The sequence below is a fragment of the Streptomyces saintjeani genome, assembly GCF_055409605.1.
The window spans coordinates 3197611-3217407 of the sequence record NZ_CP189624.1; the positions used below are offsets into that span (position 1 = coordinate 3197611).

Genomic DNA, 19797 nt, shown 5'->3' on the forward strand with positions numbered 1-19797 from the left:
CCCCGGCGCTTCCGTAGCACCGGGGCCCTCTCAATCGCCTACGCCTTCGGCAAGTTCTCCAGTTGTGTCGTGATCCTCGCGATGTCCGCCTCCGCCTTCGTCAGGCGGCCCTTGATCTTGGCGACCACGTTCTCCGGGGCCTTGCCGACGAACGCCTCGTTGCCCAGCTTCTTCTCGGCCTCGGCCTTCTCCTTCTCCGCCGCGACCAAGTCCTTCGTGAGGCGCTTCCTCTCCGCCTCCACGTCGATCGTGCCGGAGAGGTCGAGGGCCACCGTCGCGCCGGCCACGGGGAGTGTCGCCGTTGCCGCGAACTCTTCCGTTTCCGGCTGGAGTCGGAGGAGTTGGCGGATGGCGGCCTCGTGGGCCGACAGGGGCGTGCCGGTCAGGGACAGGCGCGCCGGGACCTTCTGGCCGTCCTTCAGGCCCTGCTCCTTGCGGAAGCGGCGGACCTCGGTGACGACCTGCTGGACCAGGGCGATCTCCTGCTCGGCGGCGTCGTCGCGGAAGCCCCCCGGTGCGTCAGCACCAGGAACAGACACAGTGGACGGCCAGGACGCCGTGACCAGCGTTTCGCCGCCCGTCAGCGTCGTCCACAGGGTGTCCGTGACGAACGGGATGACGGGGTGCAGGATGCGCAGCATGACGTCCAGGACCTCGCCCAGGACGCGCGCCGAGACCTTCGCCTGGTCGCCGCCCGCGAAGAACGTCGGCTTGGAGAGTTCGACGTACCAGTCGAAGACCTCGTCCCACGCGAAGTGGTAGAGGGACTCGCTGAGCTTGGCGAACTGGAAGTCGTCGTAGAAGGCGTCGACTTCGGCGACGGTCTTGTTGAGGCGGGAGAGGATCCAGCGGTCGGTGGCGGAGAGCCGCTCGACCGGCGGGAGGTCGCCCTCGACGGTCGCGCCGTTCATGAGCGCGAACCGCGTCGCGTTCCACACCTTGTTGGTGAAGTTGCGGGACGCCTGGACCCAGTCCTCGCCGATCGGGACGTCCGCGCCGGGGTTGGCGCCCTTGGCGAGGGTGAAGCGGACGGCGTCGGAGCCGTACTTGTCCATCCAGACCAGGGGGTCGACGGCGTTGGGGTTGGACTTGGACATCTTCTTGCCGAACTCGTCCCGGACGAGGCCGGTGAGCGCGATCGTCTTGAAGGGGGCCTCGCCGTCCATGGCGTAGAGGCCGAACATCATCATCCGGGCGACCCAGAAGAAGATGATGTCGTGGCCGGTGAGCAGGACGTCGGTCGAGTAGAACTTCGCCAGGTCGGGCGTCTTCTCGGGCCAGCCGAGGGTGGAGAAGGGCCACAGGCCGGAGGAGAACCAGGTGTCGAGGACGTCGGCGTCCTGGGTCCAGCCCTCGCCCGTGGGCGGCTGTTCGTCGGGTCCGACGCAGACGACCTCGCCCTCGGGGCCGTACCAGATCGGGATGCGGTGGCCCCACCAGAGCTGGCGCGAGATGCACCAGTCGTGCATGTTGTCGACCCAGTCGAAGTACCGCTTCGACATGTCCTCGGGGTGGATGGCGACCCGCCCGTCCCGGACGGCGTCCCCGGCGGCCTTGGCGAGCGGCGCGACCTTGACCCACCACTGCATGGACAGGCGCGGCTCGACGGTCGTCTTGCAGCGCGAGCAGTGGCCCACGGAGTGCATGTACGGCCGCTTCTCGGCGACGATCCGCCCCTGCTCCTTGAGCGCGCCGACGATGGCCGAGCGCGCCTCGAAGCGGTCGAGGCCGAGGAAGGGGCCGTGGACGGTGATGATCCCGCGCTCGTCCATGATCGTCATGTTCGGCAGGTCGTGCCGGCGCCCGATCTCGAAGTCGTTCGGGTCGTGCGCCGGGGTCACCTTGACGGCGCCGGTGCCGAACTCGGGGTCGACGTGCGTGTCCGCGACGACCGGGATCGTGCGGTCGGTCAGCGGGAGCTTGATGCGCTTGCCGACGAGGTGCTTGTACCGCTCGTCGTCGGGGTGGACGGCGACGGCCGTGTCCCCGAGCATCGTCTCCGCGCGGGTCGTCGCGACGACGAGGCTGTCCTCGCCCTCGCCGTACCGGATGGAGACCAGCTCGCCGGCGTCCTCCTGGTACTCGACCTCGATGTCCGAGATGGCCGTCAGACAGCGCGGGCACCAGTTGATGATGCGCTCGGCCCTGTAGATCAGCTCGTCGTCGTAGAGGCGCTTGAAGATGGTCTGGACGGCCTTGGAGAGGCCCTCGTCCATGGTGAAGCGCTCGCGGGACCAGTCGACGCCGTCGCCGAGGCGGCGCATCTGGCCGAGGATCTTCCCACCGTACTCGTCCTTCCACTGCCACACGCGCGCGGTGAACTCCTCGCGCCCGAGGTCGTGGCGGGACTTGCCCTCCTCGGCGAGCTGCTGCTCGACCTTGTTCTGGGTGGCGATGCCCGCGTGGTCCATGCCGGGCAGCCACAGGGACTCGAAGCCCTGCATGCGCTTGCGGCGCGTGAGCGCGTCCATCAGCGTGTGCTGGAAGGCGTGGCCCAGGTGCAGGGAGCCGGTGACGTTCGGCGGGGGGATGACGATCGTGTACGGCGGCTTGTCACTGTCCGCGTGCGCCGCGAAGTAACCGCGCTCTACCCAGCGCTCGTACAACGGCCCCTCTACCTCGGCCGGCGCGTACTGCGTCGGCAGGTCGGTGGTGGGCGCTGTGTGCTGCTGAGGGTTCTCGGTCACGCAGCCAGTTTAAAGGGGTCGCGGGACTGTCCAGAACTCGATTGTTCTGTAACGGGGCAGACCCCGATGCCGGGAGTTCCCGGTGCCTGGGCCAGGATGACAGGAGCACCTAAAAGCATCTGGAGGGAACCCAGGGATGAGCAACAACCAGCCGGGTCCGTACGGCGGTCCGCCGCAGCAGCAGTCCGGTCCGTACGGCGGCCAGCCCGGCCCGTACGGCCAGCCGCAGGCGCCGCAGCCCGGCTACGGGTACCCCCAGGGTGGTGTGCCGCCGCAGGCCAACCCCTACAACCAGCCCACGCAGCCGATGGGCCAGGCTCCCTACGGCCAGCAGGCGCCGTACGGTCAGCAGCCTCCCTACGGCGGTCCGCCCGTGCAGCAACCCCCCGTCCCCGCCGCGAAGAAGAAGCGTGCCGGGCTGATCGTCGGGGTCGCCGCGGTCGTCGTGGCCCTCGCGGTCGGGGCGTACGTCGTGACGCAGGGCGGCGGCGGTGGCGGGCTGGAGAACGACGGGGCGCACCGGCTCGACACCCCGGCGACGGTCGTCTCCGAGTACAAGCGGGTCGGCAAGGGCGGCGAGACGTCCGACGCGGACACCGTCAAGTACCTCCGGACCAGCGGCGTGCAGGGCGGCAAGGCCGTCCTCGGGCAGTGGTCGACGGCCGACTTCGGCGACTACGACCCGAAGAACCCCGACCCGGCCGATCTCCCGTCCCAGGCCGAGCTGTTGACCGCGCGCGGGGTGACGCTGCTGGGCGGTTACGGCGAGATAGCCGACCCCGAGTCGACTCTCGACAAGTACTTCCTCGCGATCACCGCGCAGATCGACGCGAACAACAAGAAGATCGAGGCGGGCGGCACGTCGTCCGGCGGCGCCTCCAAGACGACGTTGGAGGGCCAGCCGGAGAAGGTCGACATCGACGGCGCGGTGGCCAAGTGCCAGGCCGCGTCGAGCGTCAACGCCCTGACGAAGAAGGTCTCCACGGACTGGTTCTGCGTCTGGGCCGACTACAGCACGGTCGGCATGGTCTCCCCCGGCGACAACACGAAGAGCATCGACAAGACGACGGCCGTGGACATAACCAGCAAGCTGCGCAAGGAAGTTCGCGTCAAGGTGTGAGGCAGTCGTTACGAGGATGAGGGGCCCGGAATCGATTCCGGGCCCCTCATCCTCGTAACTGTCCACGCTCTACGCGGACTTCTGCTCCCCCGGACCCCGGCCGCCGCGCGAATCGCGCGGGATCAGCGTCGGGTTGACGTTGGAGAGGACCACGTCGGCGGTGATGACGACACGTGCCACGTCCTTGCGGGACGGGACCTCGTACATCACGCCCTGGAGGACTTCCTCCATGATGGCGCGCAGGCCCCGGGCGCCGGTCTGGCGGAGGATCGCCTGGTCGGCGATGGCTTCGAGGGCCTCGCGCTCGAAGTCCAGCTCCACGCCGTCGAGTTCGAAGAGGCGCTGGTACTGCTTGACCAGGGCGTTGCGCGGCTCGATGAGGATCTGGAGGAGGGCCTCGCGGTCCAGGTTGTGGACCGAGGTGATGACGGGGAGGCGGCCGATGAACTCGGGGATCATGCCGAACTTGACCAGGTCCTCCGGCATGACCGCCTCGAACTGGTCCTTCGACTGGAGTTCGCGCTTGGAGCGGATCGTCGCGCCGAAGCCGATGCCCTTCGCGCCCGCGCGGGACTCGATGATCTTCTCCAGCCCGGCGAAGGCGCCGCCCACGATGAACAGGACGTTCGTCGTGTCGATCTGGATGAACTCCTGGTGGGGGTGTTTACGGCCGCCCTGCGGGGGCACCGACGCGGTCGTCCCCTCCAGGATCTTCAGCAGGGCCTGCTGGACGCCCTCGCCGCTCACGTCACGCGTGATCGACGGGTTCTCGCTCTTGCGGGCGACCTTGTCGATCTCGTCGATGTAGATGATCCCGGTCTCGGCCTTCTTGACGTCGTAGTCGGCCGCCTGGATCAGCTTCAGGAGGATGTTCTCGACGTCCTCGCCGACGTACCCGGCCTCGGTCAGCGCCGTCGCGTCCGCGATCGCGAACGGGACGTTGAGCATGCGCGCGAGGGTCTGGGCGAGGAGGGTCTTGCCCGAGCCGGTGGGGCCGAGCAGGAGGATGTTGGACTTCGCGAGCTCGATGGCGTCCTCGCGGCTCTGGCCGCCGCCGTTCTCACCGGCCTGGACGCGCTTGTAGTGGTTGTACACCGCTACCGAGAGGGCCTTCTTCGCGGCCTCCTGGCCGACGACGTACCCCTCCAGGAACTCGTAGATCTCGCGGGGCTTGGGGAGTTCCTCCCAGCGCACCTCGCTCGTCTCCGCGAGTTCCTCCTCGATGATCTCGTTGCAGAGATCGATGCACTCGTCGCAGATGTACACACCAGGCCCTGCGATGAGCTTCTTGACCTGCTTCTGGCTCTTGCCGCAGAACGAGCACTTGAGCAGATCGCCGCCGTCACCGATGCGTGCCACGGTGTGCTTCCCCTTCGCCATGGGAGACGCCTGGACGATACGAGTCCAGCGGCTCCTGGTGCTGCCTTATGTCGACGGTACCTTGCCTGACCCCCCGTTCGGGTCCCCCTTGGCACGGTTCACTTTGACGTGGACCGTGTCAAACCGTGCCAAGGGGCGGCAGACGGATTCGCCCGCGCGTCAACGGATGGACGCGTTGTTCATCTTCCGGGTGGAGATGATCTGGTCGACCAGGCCGTACGCGAGCGCGTCCTCGGCGGTCAGGATCTTGTCGCGCTCGATGTCCTCGCGGATCTTCTCGATCGGCGTGGTCGAGTGCCTGGCCAGCATGTCCTCCAACTGCGCGCGCATGCGGAGGATTTCGTTGGCCGCGATCTCCAGGTCCGAGACCTGGCCCCGGCCCGTCTCGCTGTAGGGCTGGTGGATCAGGACGCGGGCGTTCGGCAGGGCCATGCGCTTGCCGGGGGTGCCGGCGGCCAGCAGGATCGCCGCGGCGGAGGCCGCCTGGCCCATGCAGACCGTCTGGATGTCCGGCTTCACGAACTGCATCGTGTCGTAGATCGCGGTGAGCGCGGTGAACGAGCCGCCGGGGCTGTTGATGTAGACCGAGATGTCCCGGTCCGGGTCCATCGACTCCAGGCACAGGAGCTGCGCCATGACGTCGTTGGCGGACGCGTCGTCGATCTGCACGCCGAGGAAGATGACCCGCTCCTCGAAGAGCTTCGCGTACGGGTCGTACTCACGGACGCCCTGCGAGGTGCGCTCGACGAAGCGCGGGATCACGTAGCGGGACTCGGCCGTCGGGCCGGTGTACTCGGCCTGCGCCAGGTCGCGCGGTCCGCTGCCGGAAAAGCTGTTCACGGTGTCTCCTGAGAAGGCTGTGCTGGGCGGTGGCTGATCGGGCGGTGAGGAGCGTCGGGGCGTCGTCGGGGGTCCGGTCCGGGGTCGTACGGGTCGTACGGGTCGTACGGGGCCGCCACGGCCCGAGAGGCGCGGGAACGCCGGGTCGTACGGGTCCGGCGGTCTCCCGGGCCCCTTCGTGGGCCCCTACGGCCCTCCAGGGCCCGCCGGAGAGGCTGTGAGGGCTCTCGGGGCTCGGGTGCCCCCGAGGGCGTTCCCTCACGGGCTCCCGGGCCGGTCCCGGACCCACGTCCCTTCCGGACCCGGGCCCTTCAGGTCCGCCCCGGCGGGGGCTCGCCCCGCGGAGGTCCAGGATGCTCGGACCGGTCCTCCTCTGTGACCGGCCCTGACGCCCGGACCCTGCGAAACCCCCGGAGGGCTACGCTCCGGTGCCGCCGCCGCCCGGCATGCCGGCGGCTGTGGCGATGACGTCGTCGATGAGGCCGTACTCCTTGGCCTCGTGGGCGTCGAACCAGCGGTCCCGGTCCGAGTCGCGGGTGATCTGCTCGACCGTCTGGCCGGTGTGCAGCGAGGTCAGCTCGGCCATGCGCTTCTTGGTGTGCAGGAGGCGCTCGGCGTGGATCTTGATGTCCGAGGCCGAACCGGCGAGGCCGGCGGACGGCTGGTGGATCAGGATCTCGGCGTTGGGGAGCGCGAAGCGCTTGCCGGGGGTGCCCGCGCTGAGCAGGAACTGCCCCATGGACGCGGCGAGGCCCATCGCGATCGTCATGACGTCGTTCTTGATGAACTGCATCGTGTCGTAGATCGCCATGCCCGCGGTGATCGAGCCGCCGGGGCTGTTGATGTAGAGGTTGATGTCCTTCTCGGGGTCCGCCGCGGCCAGCAGCAGCAACTGTGCGGTGATCTTGTTCGCGATGTCGTCGTCCACCGGCTGGCCGAGGAAGATGATCCGCTCGTTGAGCAGACGGTTGTAGACATGGTCGCCGAGTCCACCGCCGATAGACGGCTCGCCTGCGGCGGAGGGCATCAGATTCGTCACGTATCCACCTGCTCGTCTTACGACGGCGCCGGGCCGTCTCGCGTTTCCCTGCGGGGGCCTTCGGCGGTTCAGCCGATAACGCAGGCCCTCTATCCATGGACCCTAACGCGCGGGTCCCGTCAGAGAATCCCGCAAAGGTTGGTGTTCGCCGGGGGCGTAGCCCTTGACGCAAAAGGACAGGTCCTGGGGCGTCGGGCACCCAGGACCTGTCCTCAGTCGATCACTTCAGCGGCGTACGACGGATCAGGCGTCGGCCTTCTCCTCGGAAGCGGCCTCGGCGGCGGCCTCCTCGGTGACCTCTTCGTCGTCCTCGTCGTCGAGGTCGATGACCTCGCCGTTGGTGTCCTTGACCGTCGCGGACTCGACGACGAGCGCGAGGGCCTTGCCGCGGGCGACCTCGCCGACGAGCAGCTGGACCTGGTTGCCCTCGACGACGGCCTGCGCGAACTGGTCGGGGGACATGCCGGAGGAGGCCGCGCGGCGCATGAGGTGCTCGGTCAGCTCCTCCTGGTTCACCGAGAGCTTCTCGCGCTTGGTCAGCTCGTCGAGGACGAACTGGGTCTTGATGCCCTTGACCGCGGCGTCACGGGTCTCGGTGTCGAACTCCTCGGCGGTCTTGCCCTGGAGCTCCAGGTACTTGTCGAGTTCGAGACCCATCTGGGGCAGCTGGTGGTGCTCCAGGTTGTGCTTGCGGGTGTTGATCTCCTCTTCGAGGAGCTTCTCGGGCACCGGCACCTCGACGATGTCGAGGAGCTTCTCCAGGACGCGCTCCTGGGCCTGCGTGGCCTGGTCGTACTGCTTCATGTTCTCCAGGCGCTTGCGGCTGTCCGCCTTCAGCTCCTCCAGCGTGTCGAACTCCGAGGCGAGCTGCGCGAACTCGTCGTCCAGCTCGGGGAGTTCGCGGGCGGCGACCTGGGTGACCTTGACGGTGACCTCGGCCTCCCTGCCCGCGCCGGTGCCGCCCTTCAGCTCGGAGGTGAAGGTGGCCTCGCCACCGGCCTCCAGGCCCTTGACGGCGTCGTCGATGCCTTCCAGCAGCTCGCCGGAGCCGATGGTGTAGGAGACGCCGTTGGCGATGCCGTCCTCCAGCACCTCGCCGTCGACCTTGGCCTCCAGGTCGACGGTCACGACGTCGCCGTCCTCGGCGGCGCGCTCCACCGGGGAGGTGGAGGCGAAGCGCTCACGCAGTTGCTCGACCGACTTCTCGATGTCCTCGTCGGTGACCTCGACCGCGTCGACCTCGACCTCGATGGAGGAGAAGTCCTCGGGGAGTTCGAGGGCGGGACGGACGTCGACCTCGGCGGTGAAGTTCAGCGTCTCGCCGTCCTTCAGCTCCGTGATGTCGACCTCGGGCTGGCCCAGGACGCTCAGCTCGGCCTCGTTGACGGCGTCGGTGTAGAACTTCGGGAGGGCGTCGTTGACGGCCTCCTCCAGCACGGCACCTCGGCCGAAGCGCTGGTCGATGATCCGGGCCGGGATCTTGCCCTTGCGGAAGCCCTTGACCGTGACCTGCTGGTTGATCTTCTTGTACGCCGCGTCGAGGCTGTCCTTGAGCTCCTCGAAGGGCACCTCGATGCTGAGCCGAACCCGAGTCGGGTTCAGGGTCTCCACGGCGCTCTTCACGGTTCGGTCTCCTTGGGGGCTGACTTCTTGGGTTCCGCCGGGACCTAGATTGGTCCGGCCGATCGCCGCCCGGAGACTTCCAGAGAGTGAGAGACACGGGCGTGCAGCCTGCATAGTAACCGCAGCCGCCGAGGCCCCCCAAAGCCGATCACCGTGGTGATCACGTAAATGGTCGGGGTAGCGGGATTTGAACCCACGGCCTTCCGCTCCCAAAGCGGACGCGCTACCAAGCTGCGCCATACCCCGTGCCGGTGCGACACGTAGGGTACATGCCCGGACGCGGTCCGGCTGCCCCGTCCGCCTCAGGCCGTGGAAGGGGTGTGCGGTGGAGGGGGATCAGCCGCTACGATGCTCCTGTGTCGCGGGCTTCTCTGACCTGCGGCGCGCTCTGTGCGGGCGTAGCTCAATGGTAGAGCCCCAGTCTTCCAAACTGGCTACGCGGGTTCGATTCCCGTCGCCCGCTCTCTTCAACGGCCCGAGCCGGACCGGAGGTTGATCCTCCTGGTCCGGCTTTTGTCATGCCAAAAACCGGTGTCCGCTCAGAAGTTGATGTCCGCGATCGCCTTCGTGATCGAGTTCATGAGGTCGTTTATCGTCGGCGCCAAGCCGGTCGAGGCGAGGAAGAAGCCGAAGAGGACGGCGACGACCGCCGGGCCGCCCTTGATGCTTCCACTGCGGATCATGACCGCCAGGACGATCGCCAACAACAGCACCACTGACAGAGAAATGGCCATGACTGATCACACGCCCTAGGTCGGTTCGCTCTCCCGAGAGCATCGTGCCACCAACAGGCGCATGTCATGCGGGGTGTTGCCCACCAACTGGTGGCGAACAGGTGAGCAGCGAGACGACGATCGCGTCGAGGAGTCCGTTCCGCACGGCCTTGTCGATGCCGCCCTCCGACATCCGCTCGGCCCGCAGCAGCGCGGTCGCGGCGCGTACGGCGTCGGCGGGCTGGAGCCGTCCGCCGACGGGGAGTTCGGGCCAGGGCCACTCGGTCCAGCGGTGTTCCGGGGTGACCGCGCCGAGTTCGTACAGGGCGGCGACGACGCGCCACAGGGGCTTGCTGTACTTCGGGTACGGGACCTGGATCGCGCCGCTCTCCGATCTCTCCCCGCCGCCCCACCGCACGCTGCGGTCCACGTCGGTGAGCGCGTCGTACGCCTCCCTCAACTCCCGCCACTCGTCGGCCCCTTGAGGGCTCAGTTCGGCGAGGAGGCGGCGGTCGTCGGAGTCCTCGACGCGGTGGGCGAGGCGGTGCACGACGTCCAGGCCGGCGGCTCCCCGGACCTCCCCGGCGCCGGGTTCGTGGCTCAACTCGGCGAGCAGGAGCAGGGGTTGGACGCCGGGGCGCTCGCCGGCCTCGTACAGCCTCTTGGCCCATTCCTCGGCGAGATCGTGTACGGCCGTGCTGTGGGCGCGGCGGTGCCGCCAGCCGGTCTCGGCGCGGGTGTGGTCGGCCCAGGCGTATCCGGCGGTCTCGCCGGTGGGGGCGGTGACGGGGAAGTACCAGACGGGGTGGCGGGGGTCGGGGAGGCCGGTGGGCGGCCTGGTCATGCGGTGTCCTTCCGTGCGGGCGGGGCTCGTTCGGCTGTCCCGCTCGGCGGTGTCAGAAGCGTGCCGACGACGCCGTGGGGCCCTCGCGGCAGACCAGGAGGAGGGCTCGGTCGTCGTTGACGTCCTTCGCCACCGCCTCGATGAGGTGCCAGGCGGCGCCCTGGAAGCCGCCCGCCACGTAGCGGTCGGCCTCGCCTGTGAGGCGGTCTATGCCTTCGACGATGTCGCGGTCGGAGGTCTCCACCAGGCCGTCCGTGAAGAGCATCAGGACGTCGCCGGGGCGCAGGGAGCCCTTCACCGGGTCGAACTGGGCGCCCTCGTAGACGCCGAGGAGGGGGCCTTCCGCCGCCTTCTCCTCCCAGCGTCCGCTGCCCGCGCTGAGCTGGAGGCCCGGCGGGTGGCCCGCCGAGTACAGCTCGTAGTCGCCCGAGTCGAGGTCCAGGACCAGGTGGATGGAGGTCGCGAAGCCCTCGTCCCAGTCCTGGCGCAGGAGGTAGCCGTTCGCGGCCGGGAGGAAGGCGTGCGGGGGCAGCGAGCCGAGGAGGCCGCCGAACGCGCCCGACAGGAGCAGGGCCCTCGATCCCGCGTCCATGCCCTTGCCGGACACGTCCGTGAGGACGACCTCCATCGTCCGGCCGCCGTTCGTGCGCGCCGCCACCACGAAGTCGCCCGAGAACGACTGGCCGCCCGCCGGGCGCAGCGCCATCTCCCGGTGCCAGCCCGGGGGGAGCTTCGGGAGCTTGCTCTGTACGCGGATGCGTTCGCGCAGGTCGAACAGCATCGTGCCGCCCCGCCGCCACGGGACGCCGACCCTGCTGCGGAACTGGGCGATCAGCAGGCCGAAGAAGCCGCACGCCGCCACCACCAGGACCACGCCGGGGGTCACCCTCGACGGGCCCTCGGTGTACGGGCCCAGTCGCACCGACTCGATGATCAGTGCCGTCGCCGCCGCCGCGTACAGGGCCAGCAGGCTGGAGGGGCGCAGCAGGAGGCCGCCGGCCACGATCGGGAGGACCAGGGCCGCCGGGGAGAACCACACCGAGTTCGCGAGCGTCGCCATCATGATGACCGGGACCGTGAGCAGGAGGCCGGCCAGTGCTATCCAGTCCGAGCCGTCGCCCCTGAAGTAGTCCACCGCGCTTCTGCGCAGGCCGGTGCGGACCCGGTGCATCAGATGCCTCAACCGGGCCGTGAACGTCTCGGCTTCCGCGCGCCGCTGTCGTCCTGCTGCCATTAGTTCGGGACCCTATCCATCCAACCCGCCGCTTGGCACGGGAGGTCCCACTTGTCCCCCGTCCGAGGTTCGACCTCCCAGTGAACTTCATGGAAAGGGGTTCGTGGGCGGGGAGGGCGAAATTCGATCGGTCGTCCCGGGTTGGGGTGGTTCGGGACGGTCGGGGTGGTCACGCCTGTTGGCAAGTCGGGCACCAGAAGAGGTTGCGGTTCGAGAGGTCCGCTGTGCGGATCTTCGTGCCGCAGAGGTGGCACGGCTGGTTCGTGCGGCGGTAGACGTAGACCTCGCCGCCGTGGTCGTCCACCCTCGGGGGACGGTTCATCGCCTCCGGGGTGTGCTGCGGGCGGACCGTGTCGATGCGGTTGTTCTTCACGCCCTCCCGCATCAGGTCCACCAGGTCCGTCCAGATGCCGTCCCACTCCGGCTTCGTGAGGTCCTTGCCCTGCCGGTACGGGTCGATGTTGTGGCGGAACAGGACTTCCGCCCGGTACACGTTGCCGACTCCCGCGATGATCTTCTGGTCCAGGAGGAGGGCCGCGATCGTCGTCCGGCTGCGGTGGATTCTCTCGTACGCCGTGTCCGGGGCCGCGTCCTCCCTGAGGGGGTCCGGGCCCAGGCGGTCGTGTATCGCCGCCTTCTCCTGCGGGGTGATCAGGGCGCAGGTCGTCGGGCCCTTCAGGTCCACGTACGACGTCCTGTTCCGCAGGCGGAGGCGGGTGGTGTCCGTGGGCGGGGGTGCGGGGGTGTCTCCGAAGGTGACCTTGCCGAAGAGGCCCAGGTGGATGTGGATCCAGTCCGTGTTCCGGAAGGCCAGGAAGAGGTGTTTGCCGTGGGCCTCGGTGGAGGTCAGTTCCGTACCGGTGAGGAGGGCCGCGGCGTCGGAGAACTTGCCCTGGGGGCTGGTCGCTTCGGGGGCGGTGCCTTGGAAGCGGGCCGCGTAGTCCTGTGCCAGGCGGTGGATCGTGTGGCCTTCCGGCACAGTGCTTCCTCTCCTCGTGGTGGGGTTTCCTCGCCCCCGCCGCCCCTACCCTCCCCCAAGCTCTTCGAGCAGGGGGGACCCCCACATCCTGAAGGGGCTCCGCCCCTTCGACCCCGGTTCGGCCCGAAGGGCCTCGTCCTCAAACGCCGGACGGGCTGGGGGGTGCGGACCGGCGTTGAGAGAGTTGAGAGAGGGGGCGGCTGCTGGATGCCGGCCCCCTCGGCTCCGTACTGCTCAGATCCCTACTGCTGCGGGTGGTGTGCCGGGATTTCCGGCAGATCGCCCGTCGTTTCGTACGCGCTCAGCATGTCGATTCGGCGGATGTGGCGTTCGTCACCGGAGAAAGGGGTCGCCAGGAAGGTTTCGACGAAGGCCGTGGCCTCGGCCTGCGTGTGCATGCGGGCGCCTACCGCGATGACGTTCGCGTTGTTGTGCTGGCGGCCGAGGGAGGCCGTTTCCTCGCTCCATGCCAGGGCCGCTCGTACGCCCTTCACCTTGTTCGCGGCGATCTGTTCGCCGTTGCCCGAGCCTCCGATGACGATGCCCAGGGAGTCCGGGTCGGACGCGGTGCGTTCGGCTGCCCGGAGGCAGAACGGGGGGTAGTCGTCCTGGGCGTCGTAGATGTGGGGGCCGCAGTCGACGGGGTCGTGGCCGGCTGCCTTGAGCCAGTCGACGAGGTGGTTCTTGAGTTCGAAGCCGGCATGGTCGGAGCCTAGGTACACGCGCATGGGACGAGTGTGACATGCGGGTTGCCGGGGAGGGTCAGGGGTGGGTTCGGGCGGCACACACCGGTAATTCGACGAAACGTCCAGATCACAGTTGTCGCCGATCCTTAATGGCGGGTACACCCCGTGCCCCGCCTCCGTTTCACTGGCCGCCAGCACCCGCACCCCCTCTCCCCTCCCCCACGCCGCGCAAAGGACGTCCCCATGACTTCGCCCCCCACCCTCTCCAAGGCTCCCGAGAACCCCCAGGAACCCGGCCCCGGTCTCCAGGCGGGACTGAAGAACCGGCACCTGTCGATGATCGCGATCGGCGGGGTGATCGGTGCCGGTCTGTTCGTCGGGTCGAGCACCGGCATCGCGACCGCGGGGCCCGGCATCCTCCTGTCGTACGCGCTCGTCGGCACGCTCGTGGTGCTGGTGATGCGGATGCTGGGCGAGATGTCCGTGGCGAACCCGACGTCGGGCTCGTTCTCGGCGCACGCGGACCGCGCGCTCGGTTCCTGGGCCGGGTTCACGATCGGCTGGCTGTACTGGTTCTTCTGGGTCGTGGTGCTGGCGGTGGAGGCGACGGCCGGGGCGAAGATCCTGGAGTCGTGGATTCCCGCCGTGCCCCAGTGGGGCTGGGCGCTGATCGTGATGATCGTGCTGACCGCCACGAACCTGGTCTCCGTCGGCTCGTACGGCGAGTTCGAGTTCTGGTTCGCCGGGATCAAGGTCGTCGCGATCGGCGCGTTCATCGTGGTCGGCGGGCTCGCGGTGTTCGGGGTGCTGCCGGGTGTGGACAGCGACAAGGCGGGGCTCGGGAACCTCACGGACCACGGCGGCTTCCTGCCGAACGGCGCCGGCGCGATCCTCACCGGCGTACTGCTCGTCGTCTTCTCCTTCATGGGGAGTGAGATCCCGACGCTGGCGGCGGGTGAGTCGGAGAATCCGCAGCAGGCGGTGACGAAGGCGACGAACAGTGTGATCTGGCGGATCGCGGTGTTCTACCTGGGGTCGATCTTCGTGGTGGTGACGCTGCTGCCGTGGAACGACCCGTCGATCAAGGAGGAGGGGTCGTACGTCGCGGCGCTCGACTCCCTCGGGATCGCGCACGCCGGGCAGATCATGAACTTCATCGTGCTGACGTCGGTGCTGTCGTGTCTCAACTCCGGTCTGTACACGGCGTCCAGGATGGCGTTCTCGCTCGGCCAGCGCGGGGACGCGCCGAAGGCGTTCGCGCGGACCACCTCGCGGGGTGTGCCGCTGGCGGCGATCCTGTCGTCCGTGGTGTTCGGGTTCGTCGCGGTGTTCTTCAACTACGCGTACCCGGACTCGGTGTTCCTGTTCCTGGTCAACTCCTCCGGTGCCGTCGCCCTGTTCGTGTGGCTGGTCATCTGCTTCTCGCAGCTGCGGATGCGGAAGATCATCCAGGCGGAGGCGCCGGAGAAGCTCGTCGTGAAGATGTGGCTGTACCCGTATCTGACGTGGGCGACGGCCGGGCTGATCGTGTTCGTGCTCGGTTACATGCTGACCGACACGGAGCACGACGGCCGTACGACGGTGCTGTTGTCGGTGCTCGTCGCGGCGGGCGTGCTCGCCGTGGCCGTCGTGAAGTCGCGGCTGCGCGCGCGGGACGGCGTCACAGCACCGTGAAGCTGCTCTTCACCTCCTCGTAGACCTTGAGGGCACTCTCTTCCACGCCCGGCTGGTACCACGTGTTGACCTGGAACGACTTCCCGTCCTGGTCGAACCCGAGCAGCCGGGCGTGCCAGGGGGTGCCCTTCAGCGTGAACGTGTACTCCCACACGACCGCCGGGTTGCCTCTGAACTCCGTCTCCTCCAGGCGGAGTTTGCGGTAGTTCTGGCCACGGTGCGCGTCCAGTTCGGACTTGCGCCAGGAGTCGATCAACGTGCCGCGCGCGAGGGCGGACTTGGCGAGGAGTTCCTGGGTGCCGTCGGGGGACGTGTAGTGGACCTCGGCGCCGGTCTTCACGTCCCGCCGCCAGCCGGCGGGGGTCTTCCAGGCGTAGCCGCCGGCTTCTTCGCGGGTGCCGGGGGGTGGGGTGCGGGAGCGGGCGGTTCCCTCGACTGTGGGGGTGGGGGCGGGGGTTGTCGTCGCGCCGGCCGCTTCGTGGCCGGCGCCGCCGCCGGAGGTGAGGAGGACGGCGGTGACGATGATCGCGGCCACCGCGGCGACTCCGGCCGCGGCGAAGGCTGTTGTACGGCGGTGGCGGGGTGGTTCTCGGGGGGTGGGGGGTGGTGGGGTGAAGGGGGAGGGTGGGGTGCTGGGCGTACGGGGGCGGGGAAGTGGCGTGGTGGTGAGGTCGGGTGGGGGTGGGGGTGGGGGTGGGGGTGGGGGTGGGGGTGGTGCCTGTGCTGTTTGCGGTGCCTGTGCTGTTTGCGGTGCCTGCGTTGCTTGCGGCGTCTCCCCGTACCCGGGCTCGAACCCCACCCGTACCGTCGGCGTCGGTTCCGGGAACGCCACTCTGCGCAGCTCCGTCTCCAACTCGGCGAGGTCCGGCCGTCCTTCGGGCTCCTTCGCCAGCAGCCGTCCCAGTACCCCGCCCAACTCCCCCGCGCCGTCCGGGAGTCGAGGCTCCTCGTACAGCACCGCGTGCAGCGTCGCCATCGTCGTGTCGCGCGCGAAGGGCGAGTGACCGGCCAGCGCCGCGCACAGCGTCGCTCCCACCGACCAGATGTCGGACGGCGGGCCCTGCGGGCGGCCGGAGATGCGCTCGGGGGCCATGTAGTCGGGGGAGCCCACGAGCATGCCGACCATGGTGAGCGCCTTGGCGTCCTGGATCGCGGCGATGCCGAAGTCGGTGAGGACGACCCGGTCTCCGTCGCCCTCGACCAGGACGTTCCCGGGTTTGATGTCCCGGTGCAGGACGCCCCGCGCGTGGACCCGCTGGAGCGCGGCGACGAGTCCGAGGCCGACCCTGGCGGCGGCGACGGGGCCGAGCGGGCCGTCCTCGACGGTGATCCGCTCCAGGGAGCGGCCCCGCACCAACTCCATGACGATCCACAGGAGTTCGCCCTCGTCGACGACGTCGTAGACGCGGACCACGTTGGGGTGGTCGATGCGGGCGGTCGCGCGGGCCTCGCGCAGGGTGCGTTCGCGGCGGGTCCTGGTGTCCTCCGCGTCGGTGCCGTCGATGCGTATTTCCTTGACCGCGACCAGGCGGTCGAGGATTTCGTCGGCGGCCCGCCACACCCGCCCCATTCCCCCCTGCCCGATGCTCTCAACCAACCGATATCGCCCGGCCACCAAAAGCCCGGGAACACCGCCGCTGCTGCTGTTCCTCGGCAATCCACTGCTCCCTTTCACCGGCCGTACCATCAGAAACACAATGGTCACACTTCAGGCCGTACCAGCATAGTGGCGGGAAATCTTGTGGTACCTCTTCAAGTACCGCGAATTCAGGTGCGGTATCAGGGGGAGCGAAAGAGGGGGACGGACATGAGTTCTCGATACGGTACGGCTGCCGCCGGTGCGGCCGTCGTGGCCGGGCTGGCCGCGCTGCTGGTCCTGGCGCCGCAGGCGGGCGCGGACGAGGGGCCCGGCAGCGGCAAGGGCGGCAAGGCGGTCGACCCCGCGCCGGCCGGCGTCAAACTGACCACGACACTTCCCGAACGCATCTCGGTCGACAACAGCACCAGCAAAACCACCCTCACCGCGACCGTGAAAAACGAGGGCACGAAGGAGAGCGGCGCGATCAGGCTCCTGGTCGTCGGTTTCGAGGGCCTTTCGATCAACAGCGTCGAAGGCTGCACGCAGCTCCCGAAAGAAAACCTCCCCGAGGGCTCGAACAGTGGTTTCAATTGCCCGATGGACACCCTCGCGGCGGGCGCAACCAAGTCGTACAAAGTAAACGCGACGTACAACCTCAAAAAGCAGGGCAAGATCTGCCTCCCCGTCCAATCCACGGACGGCAAAAAGACGTACTGGCAGCAGGGCCCGGTCCCCTTCGGCGCATCCAACCCGGCCCCCAACGCCCCGGCAACCCCCCTCCTCCTGGGCACGGACAACAAGCCGGTGACCCCGGGAGGGGACCAACTCCCCAACACGGGCCCGGCAGACGAACTGCTCCCCCTGGGAGCAACGGGAGCGGCGCTCCTGACGGCAGGGGCGGCGGGTCTGTGGTGGTCACAGCGCCGCCGCGGGGAGCAACTCCGGTAGGAGAACGCCGAAGAGGCTCGCGAGCGGAACTCGCGAGCCTCTCAGCACCGGGCAACAGCCGGTTTTTTAGGGGCGCGGGGCTGTATCGATTTGCGGCTACCGCCGCGCGAGCGCGACCAGCCCCCGCCCCGCCCACAACGGACAGCAACCGCCGATCTTTTAGGGGCGCGGGGAACTGCGCGAACACCCCCACCGGCCCGCACTCGACCAACTACCGCCGTTCGAGCAGCTTCCACACCCCCGGCACCAACCCCATCGCCAGCGCCGCCTTCAGCGCGTCGCCGAGCAGGTACGGCGTGAGGCCGGCGGCGATCGCCTGGGATGCCGACATGTCCGCCGCGTACGCGAGGTACGGCACGCCGATCGCGTAGATCAGCGCCTCGCCCAGCAGCACCGCGCCGGCCATCCGCCACACGTTGCGGTCAGCGCCCCGCCGGGCCAGCGCGCCGACCACCGTGGACGCCAGCAGCAGGCCGAGGACGTACCCGAACGACACCATGCCCGCCCCGGACGCGCCCTGCGCGAACCACGGCACGCCGGCGACCCCGGCGACGGCGTACAGGGCGAGCGCGAGGAAGCCCCGGCCCGCGCCCAGCGACGTACCGACGAGCAGCGCGGCGAAGGTCTGGCCGGTGACCGGGACCGGGGAGCCGGGGACCGGGACCGCGATCTGGGCGGCGAGCCCGGTGAGGGCCGCGCCGCCCATGACGAGCGCGGCGTCGCGGACGCGACCGGCGGGGAGGAGGTCGGCGAGGACCCGCCCGGGGGCGGACGTGGCGGCGAGGGTGCTCATGCAGGACTCCGCGGGGACGGTGGATAAGGGGGACCTAAGGACGCTATCCCAGACCCCCACCCCCGCGAACCGTCAGGCGTCGACAAACGGCAGGTCAGCGCATTGGTGGGCTCTACACAAACCGCTCCCCCACACGTGATTCCGGTCACGGGGCGAACGGGACCGGCGTCGATAGGGTGAAACCCTTTGCCCACCTCACCGCATTGGACGAGCCGCGCCCATGCCCATACGCACCACCTCCGAGACCCCCGCCACCGCGCCCGGTCTCACGCACGCCCTCAAACAGCGCCACCTGTCGATGATCGCCCTCGGCGGGGTCATCGGCGCCGGCCTGTTCGTCGGCTCCGGTTCCGGCATCGCCGCCGCCGGCCCCTCGATCGTCCTCGCCTACGCCCTGTCCGGCGCCCTCGTGATGCTGGTGATGCGGATGCTGGGCGAGATGTCGGCGGCGTACCCGTCGTCGGGCTCGTTCTCCGCGCACGCCGAGCGCGCGATCGGCCCGTGGGCCGGGTTCACGGTCGGGTGGGCGTTCTGGATCCTGCTCTGCACGGTCGTGGGACTGGAGGGCATCGGCGCCGCGAAGATCGTGACGGGGTGGCTGCCGGGGACGCCGGAGTGGCTGTGGGTCGCCCTGTTCATGGTCGTGTTCTGCGGGATGAACCTCGCGGCCGTGAAGAACTTCGGCGAGTTCGAGTTCTGGTTCGCGGCGCTGAAGGTCGGGGCGATCTCCCTGTTCCTGGTCCTCGGCGTGCTGGCGATCGCGGGCCTGCTCCCCGGCACGGACGCGCCGGGCACCGCGAACCTCACGGACTTCCTCCCGAACGGCGGTGAGGGCTTCGTCATCGGCCTGCTCGCGACGGTCTTCGCGTACGGCGGTCTGGAGACCGTCACGATCGCGGCGGCCGAGTCGGAGGACCCCGTACGGGGCGTGGCGAGCGCGGTCCGCACCGCGATGTGGCGCATCGCGCTGTTCTACGTCGGCTCGATGGCCGTCATCGTGACGCTGGTCCCGTGGGACGCGCAGGAGGTCACCGAGAAGGGCCCGTACGTCGCCGCCCTCGACCACCTCGACATCCCGGGCGCCGGTCAGCTCATGAACGTGATCGTCCTGGTCGCGCTGCTCTCCGCGATGAACGCGAACATCTACGGCGCCTCGCGCATGGCGTACTCGCTGGTGGAGCGGGGTCAGGCGCCGCGCGCGCTGGGCACCGTCTCCGGCGGGGTGCCGCGTGTCGCCGTCCTCGTCTCGTCGGTCGTCGGGTTCGGGTGCGTGCTGCTGAGCTACTGGCGGCCGGACGACGTCTTCATGTGGCTGCTGAACATGATCGGCGCGGTCATCCTCGTCGTCTGGATCTTCATCGCCGTGTCCCAACTGCGGCTGCGTGGGCGTACGGCGCCGGAGCGGCTGGCCGTGCGGATGTGGGGGTTCCCGTGGCTGACGTGGGTCGCGCTGGCGGGGATGGTCGCGGTGTTCGCGCTGATGGCGCGGGAGGGGGACACGCGGACGCAACTCGTGTGGACGGGGGCGATGACGGTGGTGCTGGCGGGGGTCGGGTACGGGTGGCAGCGGGCGCGGAAGGGCTGACACGGTGCCGGGCCGGCGCCGGGGGTTCTCGCTGGAGTTTCTTGCCGCCACCCTCTAATTGCAAGTATCTTGC

General features: G+C 69.1%; 16 protein-coding genes and 2 tRNA genes. 5 read left to right on the forward strand and 13 right to left on the reverse strand.

Annotated features, from left to right (window positions below):
- Positions 1-38 precede the first annotated feature (38 nt).
- Positions 39-2687, reverse strand: a complete 2649-nt coding sequence (locus ACQCO7_RS14240; RefSeq protein WP_464072181.1) for a valine--tRNA ligase — start codon at positions 2685-2687, stop codon at positions 39-41.
- Between the two features lie 136 nt (positions 2688-2823).
- Between ACQCO7_RS14240 and ACQCO7_RS14245 the strand changes: the two genes are divergently transcribed.
- Positions 2824-3807, forward strand: a complete 984-nt coding sequence (locus tag ACQCO7_RS14245; RefSeq protein WP_464072182.1) for a hypothetical protein — start codon at positions 2824-2826, stop codon at positions 3805-3807.
- Positions 3808-3876: 69 nt separating this feature from the next.
- On the opposite strand, the gene clpX is transcribed toward ACQCO7_RS14245, so the two are convergent.
- From clpX to ACQCO7_RS14270, 5 genes are all read right to left on the reverse strand, one after another.
- Positions 3877-5166 carry an ATP-dependent Clp protease ATP-binding subunit ClpX gene (clpX, locus tag ACQCO7_RS14250; protein ID WP_409112669.1) on the reverse strand — a complete coding sequence of 430 codons (1290 nt, stop codon included), beginning with the start codon at positions 5164-5166 and terminating at the stop codon, positions 3877-3879.
- Positions 5167-5346: 180 nt separating this feature from the next.
- Positions 5347-6027: an ATP-dependent Clp protease proteolytic subunit gene (locus tag ACQCO7_RS14255; protein ID WP_464072183.1), complete on the reverse strand. Its 681-nt coding sequence runs from the start codon at positions 6025-6027 to the stop codon at positions 5347-5349.
- A 418-nt stretch (positions 6028-6445) separates the two neighbouring features.
- Positions 6446-7054: an ATP-dependent Clp protease proteolytic subunit gene (locus ACQCO7_RS14260; RefSeq protein ID WP_461800900.1), complete on the reverse strand. Its 609-nt coding sequence runs from the start codon at positions 7052-7054 to the stop codon at positions 6446-6448.
- A 255-nt stretch (positions 7055-7309) separates the two neighbouring features.
- Positions 7310-8689 (reverse strand): trigger factor, encoded by a 1380-nt coding sequence (gene tig / locus ACQCO7_RS14265; protein ID WP_464072184.1) that lies wholly within the window; start codon positions 8687-8689, stop codon positions 7310-7312.
- Positions 8690-8858: 169 nt separating this feature from the next.
- A tRNA-Pro gene (locus ACQCO7_RS14270) sits at positions 8859-8935 on the reverse strand.
- Positions 8936-9081: 146 nt separating this feature from the next.
- On the opposite strand from ACQCO7_RS14270, the gene ACQCO7_RS14275 reads away from it, so the two are divergent.
- Positions 9082-9152: transfer RNA gene (locus tag ACQCO7_RS14275), tRNA-Gly, on the forward strand.
- A gap of 76 nt (positions 9153-9228) precedes the next feature.
- Here the strand turns inward: ACQCO7_RS14275 and ACQCO7_RS14280 are convergent.
- From ACQCO7_RS14280 to ACQCO7_RS14300, 5 genes are all read right to left on the reverse strand, one after another.
- Complete coding sequence (locus ACQCO7_RS14280; protein WP_464072185.1) at positions 9229-9423, reverse strand: hypothetical protein; 195 nt, start codon at positions 9421-9423, stop codon at positions 9229-9231.
- A gap of 64 nt (positions 9424-9487) precedes the next feature.
- Positions 9488-10246, reverse strand: a complete 759-nt coding sequence (locus ACQCO7_RS14285) for a DUF6508 domain-containing protein (protein ID WP_464072186.1) — start codon at positions 10244-10246, stop codon at positions 9488-9490.
- A 52-nt stretch (positions 10247-10298) separates the two neighbouring features.
- Complete coding sequence (locus ACQCO7_RS14290) at positions 10299-11480, reverse strand: PP2C family protein-serine/threonine phosphatase (protein WP_029184083.1); 1182 nt, start codon at positions 11478-11480, stop codon at positions 10299-10301.
- Positions 11481-11649: 169 nt separating this feature from the next.
- Complete coding sequence (locus ACQCO7_RS14295; protein WP_464072187.1) at positions 11650-12459, reverse strand: Fpg/Nei family DNA glycosylase; 810 nt, start codon at positions 12457-12459, stop codon at positions 11650-11652.
- A 242-nt stretch (positions 12460-12701) separates the two neighbouring features.
- Positions 12702-13187 carry a ribose-5-phosphate isomerase gene (locus tag ACQCO7_RS14300; RefSeq protein ID WP_464072188.1) on the reverse strand — a complete coding sequence of 162 codons (486 nt, stop codon included), beginning with the start codon at positions 13185-13187 and terminating at the stop codon, positions 12702-12704.
- 201 nt (positions 13188-13388) lie between these two features.
- Between ACQCO7_RS14300 and ACQCO7_RS14305 the strand changes: the two genes are divergently transcribed.
- Positions 13389-14819, forward strand: a complete 1431-nt coding sequence (locus tag ACQCO7_RS14305; protein WP_409112676.1) for an amino acid permease — start codon at positions 13389-13391, stop codon at positions 14817-14819.
- On the opposite strand, the gene ACQCO7_RS14310 is transcribed toward ACQCO7_RS14305, so the two are convergent.
- Entirely contained in the window at positions 14806-16389 is a 1584-nt protein-coding gene (locus ACQCO7_RS14310) for a serine/threonine-protein kinase (RefSeq protein ID WP_464072189.1), read from the reverse strand. The two genes, ACQCO7_RS14305 and ACQCO7_RS14310, sit on opposite strands and share 14 nt — an antisense overlap.
- A 237-nt stretch (positions 16390-16626) precedes the next feature.
- Here ACQCO7_RS14310 and ACQCO7_RS14315 point away from each other — a divergent pair, with 237 nt between their 5' ends.
- Positions 16627-17346, forward strand: a complete 720-nt coding sequence (locus tag ACQCO7_RS14315) for an LPXTG cell wall anchor domain-containing protein (protein ID WP_464072190.1) — start codon at positions 16627-16629, stop codon at positions 17344-17346.
- 211 nt (positions 17347-17557) lie between these two features.
- Here ACQCO7_RS14315 and ACQCO7_RS14320 read toward each other — a convergent pair whose 3' ends face one another.
- The gene (locus ACQCO7_RS14320; protein ID WP_464072191.1) at positions 17558-18139 is read right to left on the reverse strand and encodes a biotin transporter BioY; all 582 of its coding nucleotides are present in this window, start codon (positions 18137-18139) and stop codon (positions 17558-17560) included.
- Positions 18140-18359: 220 nt separating this feature from the next.
- Here ACQCO7_RS14320 and ACQCO7_RS14325 point away from each other — a divergent pair, with 220 nt between their 5' ends.
- Positions 18360-19724, forward strand: coding sequence for an amino acid permease (locus tag ACQCO7_RS14325; RefSeq protein WP_464072192.1), 1365 nt, complete (start codon positions 18360-18362; stop codon positions 19722-19724).
- Positions 19725-19797 lie beyond the last annotated feature (73 nt).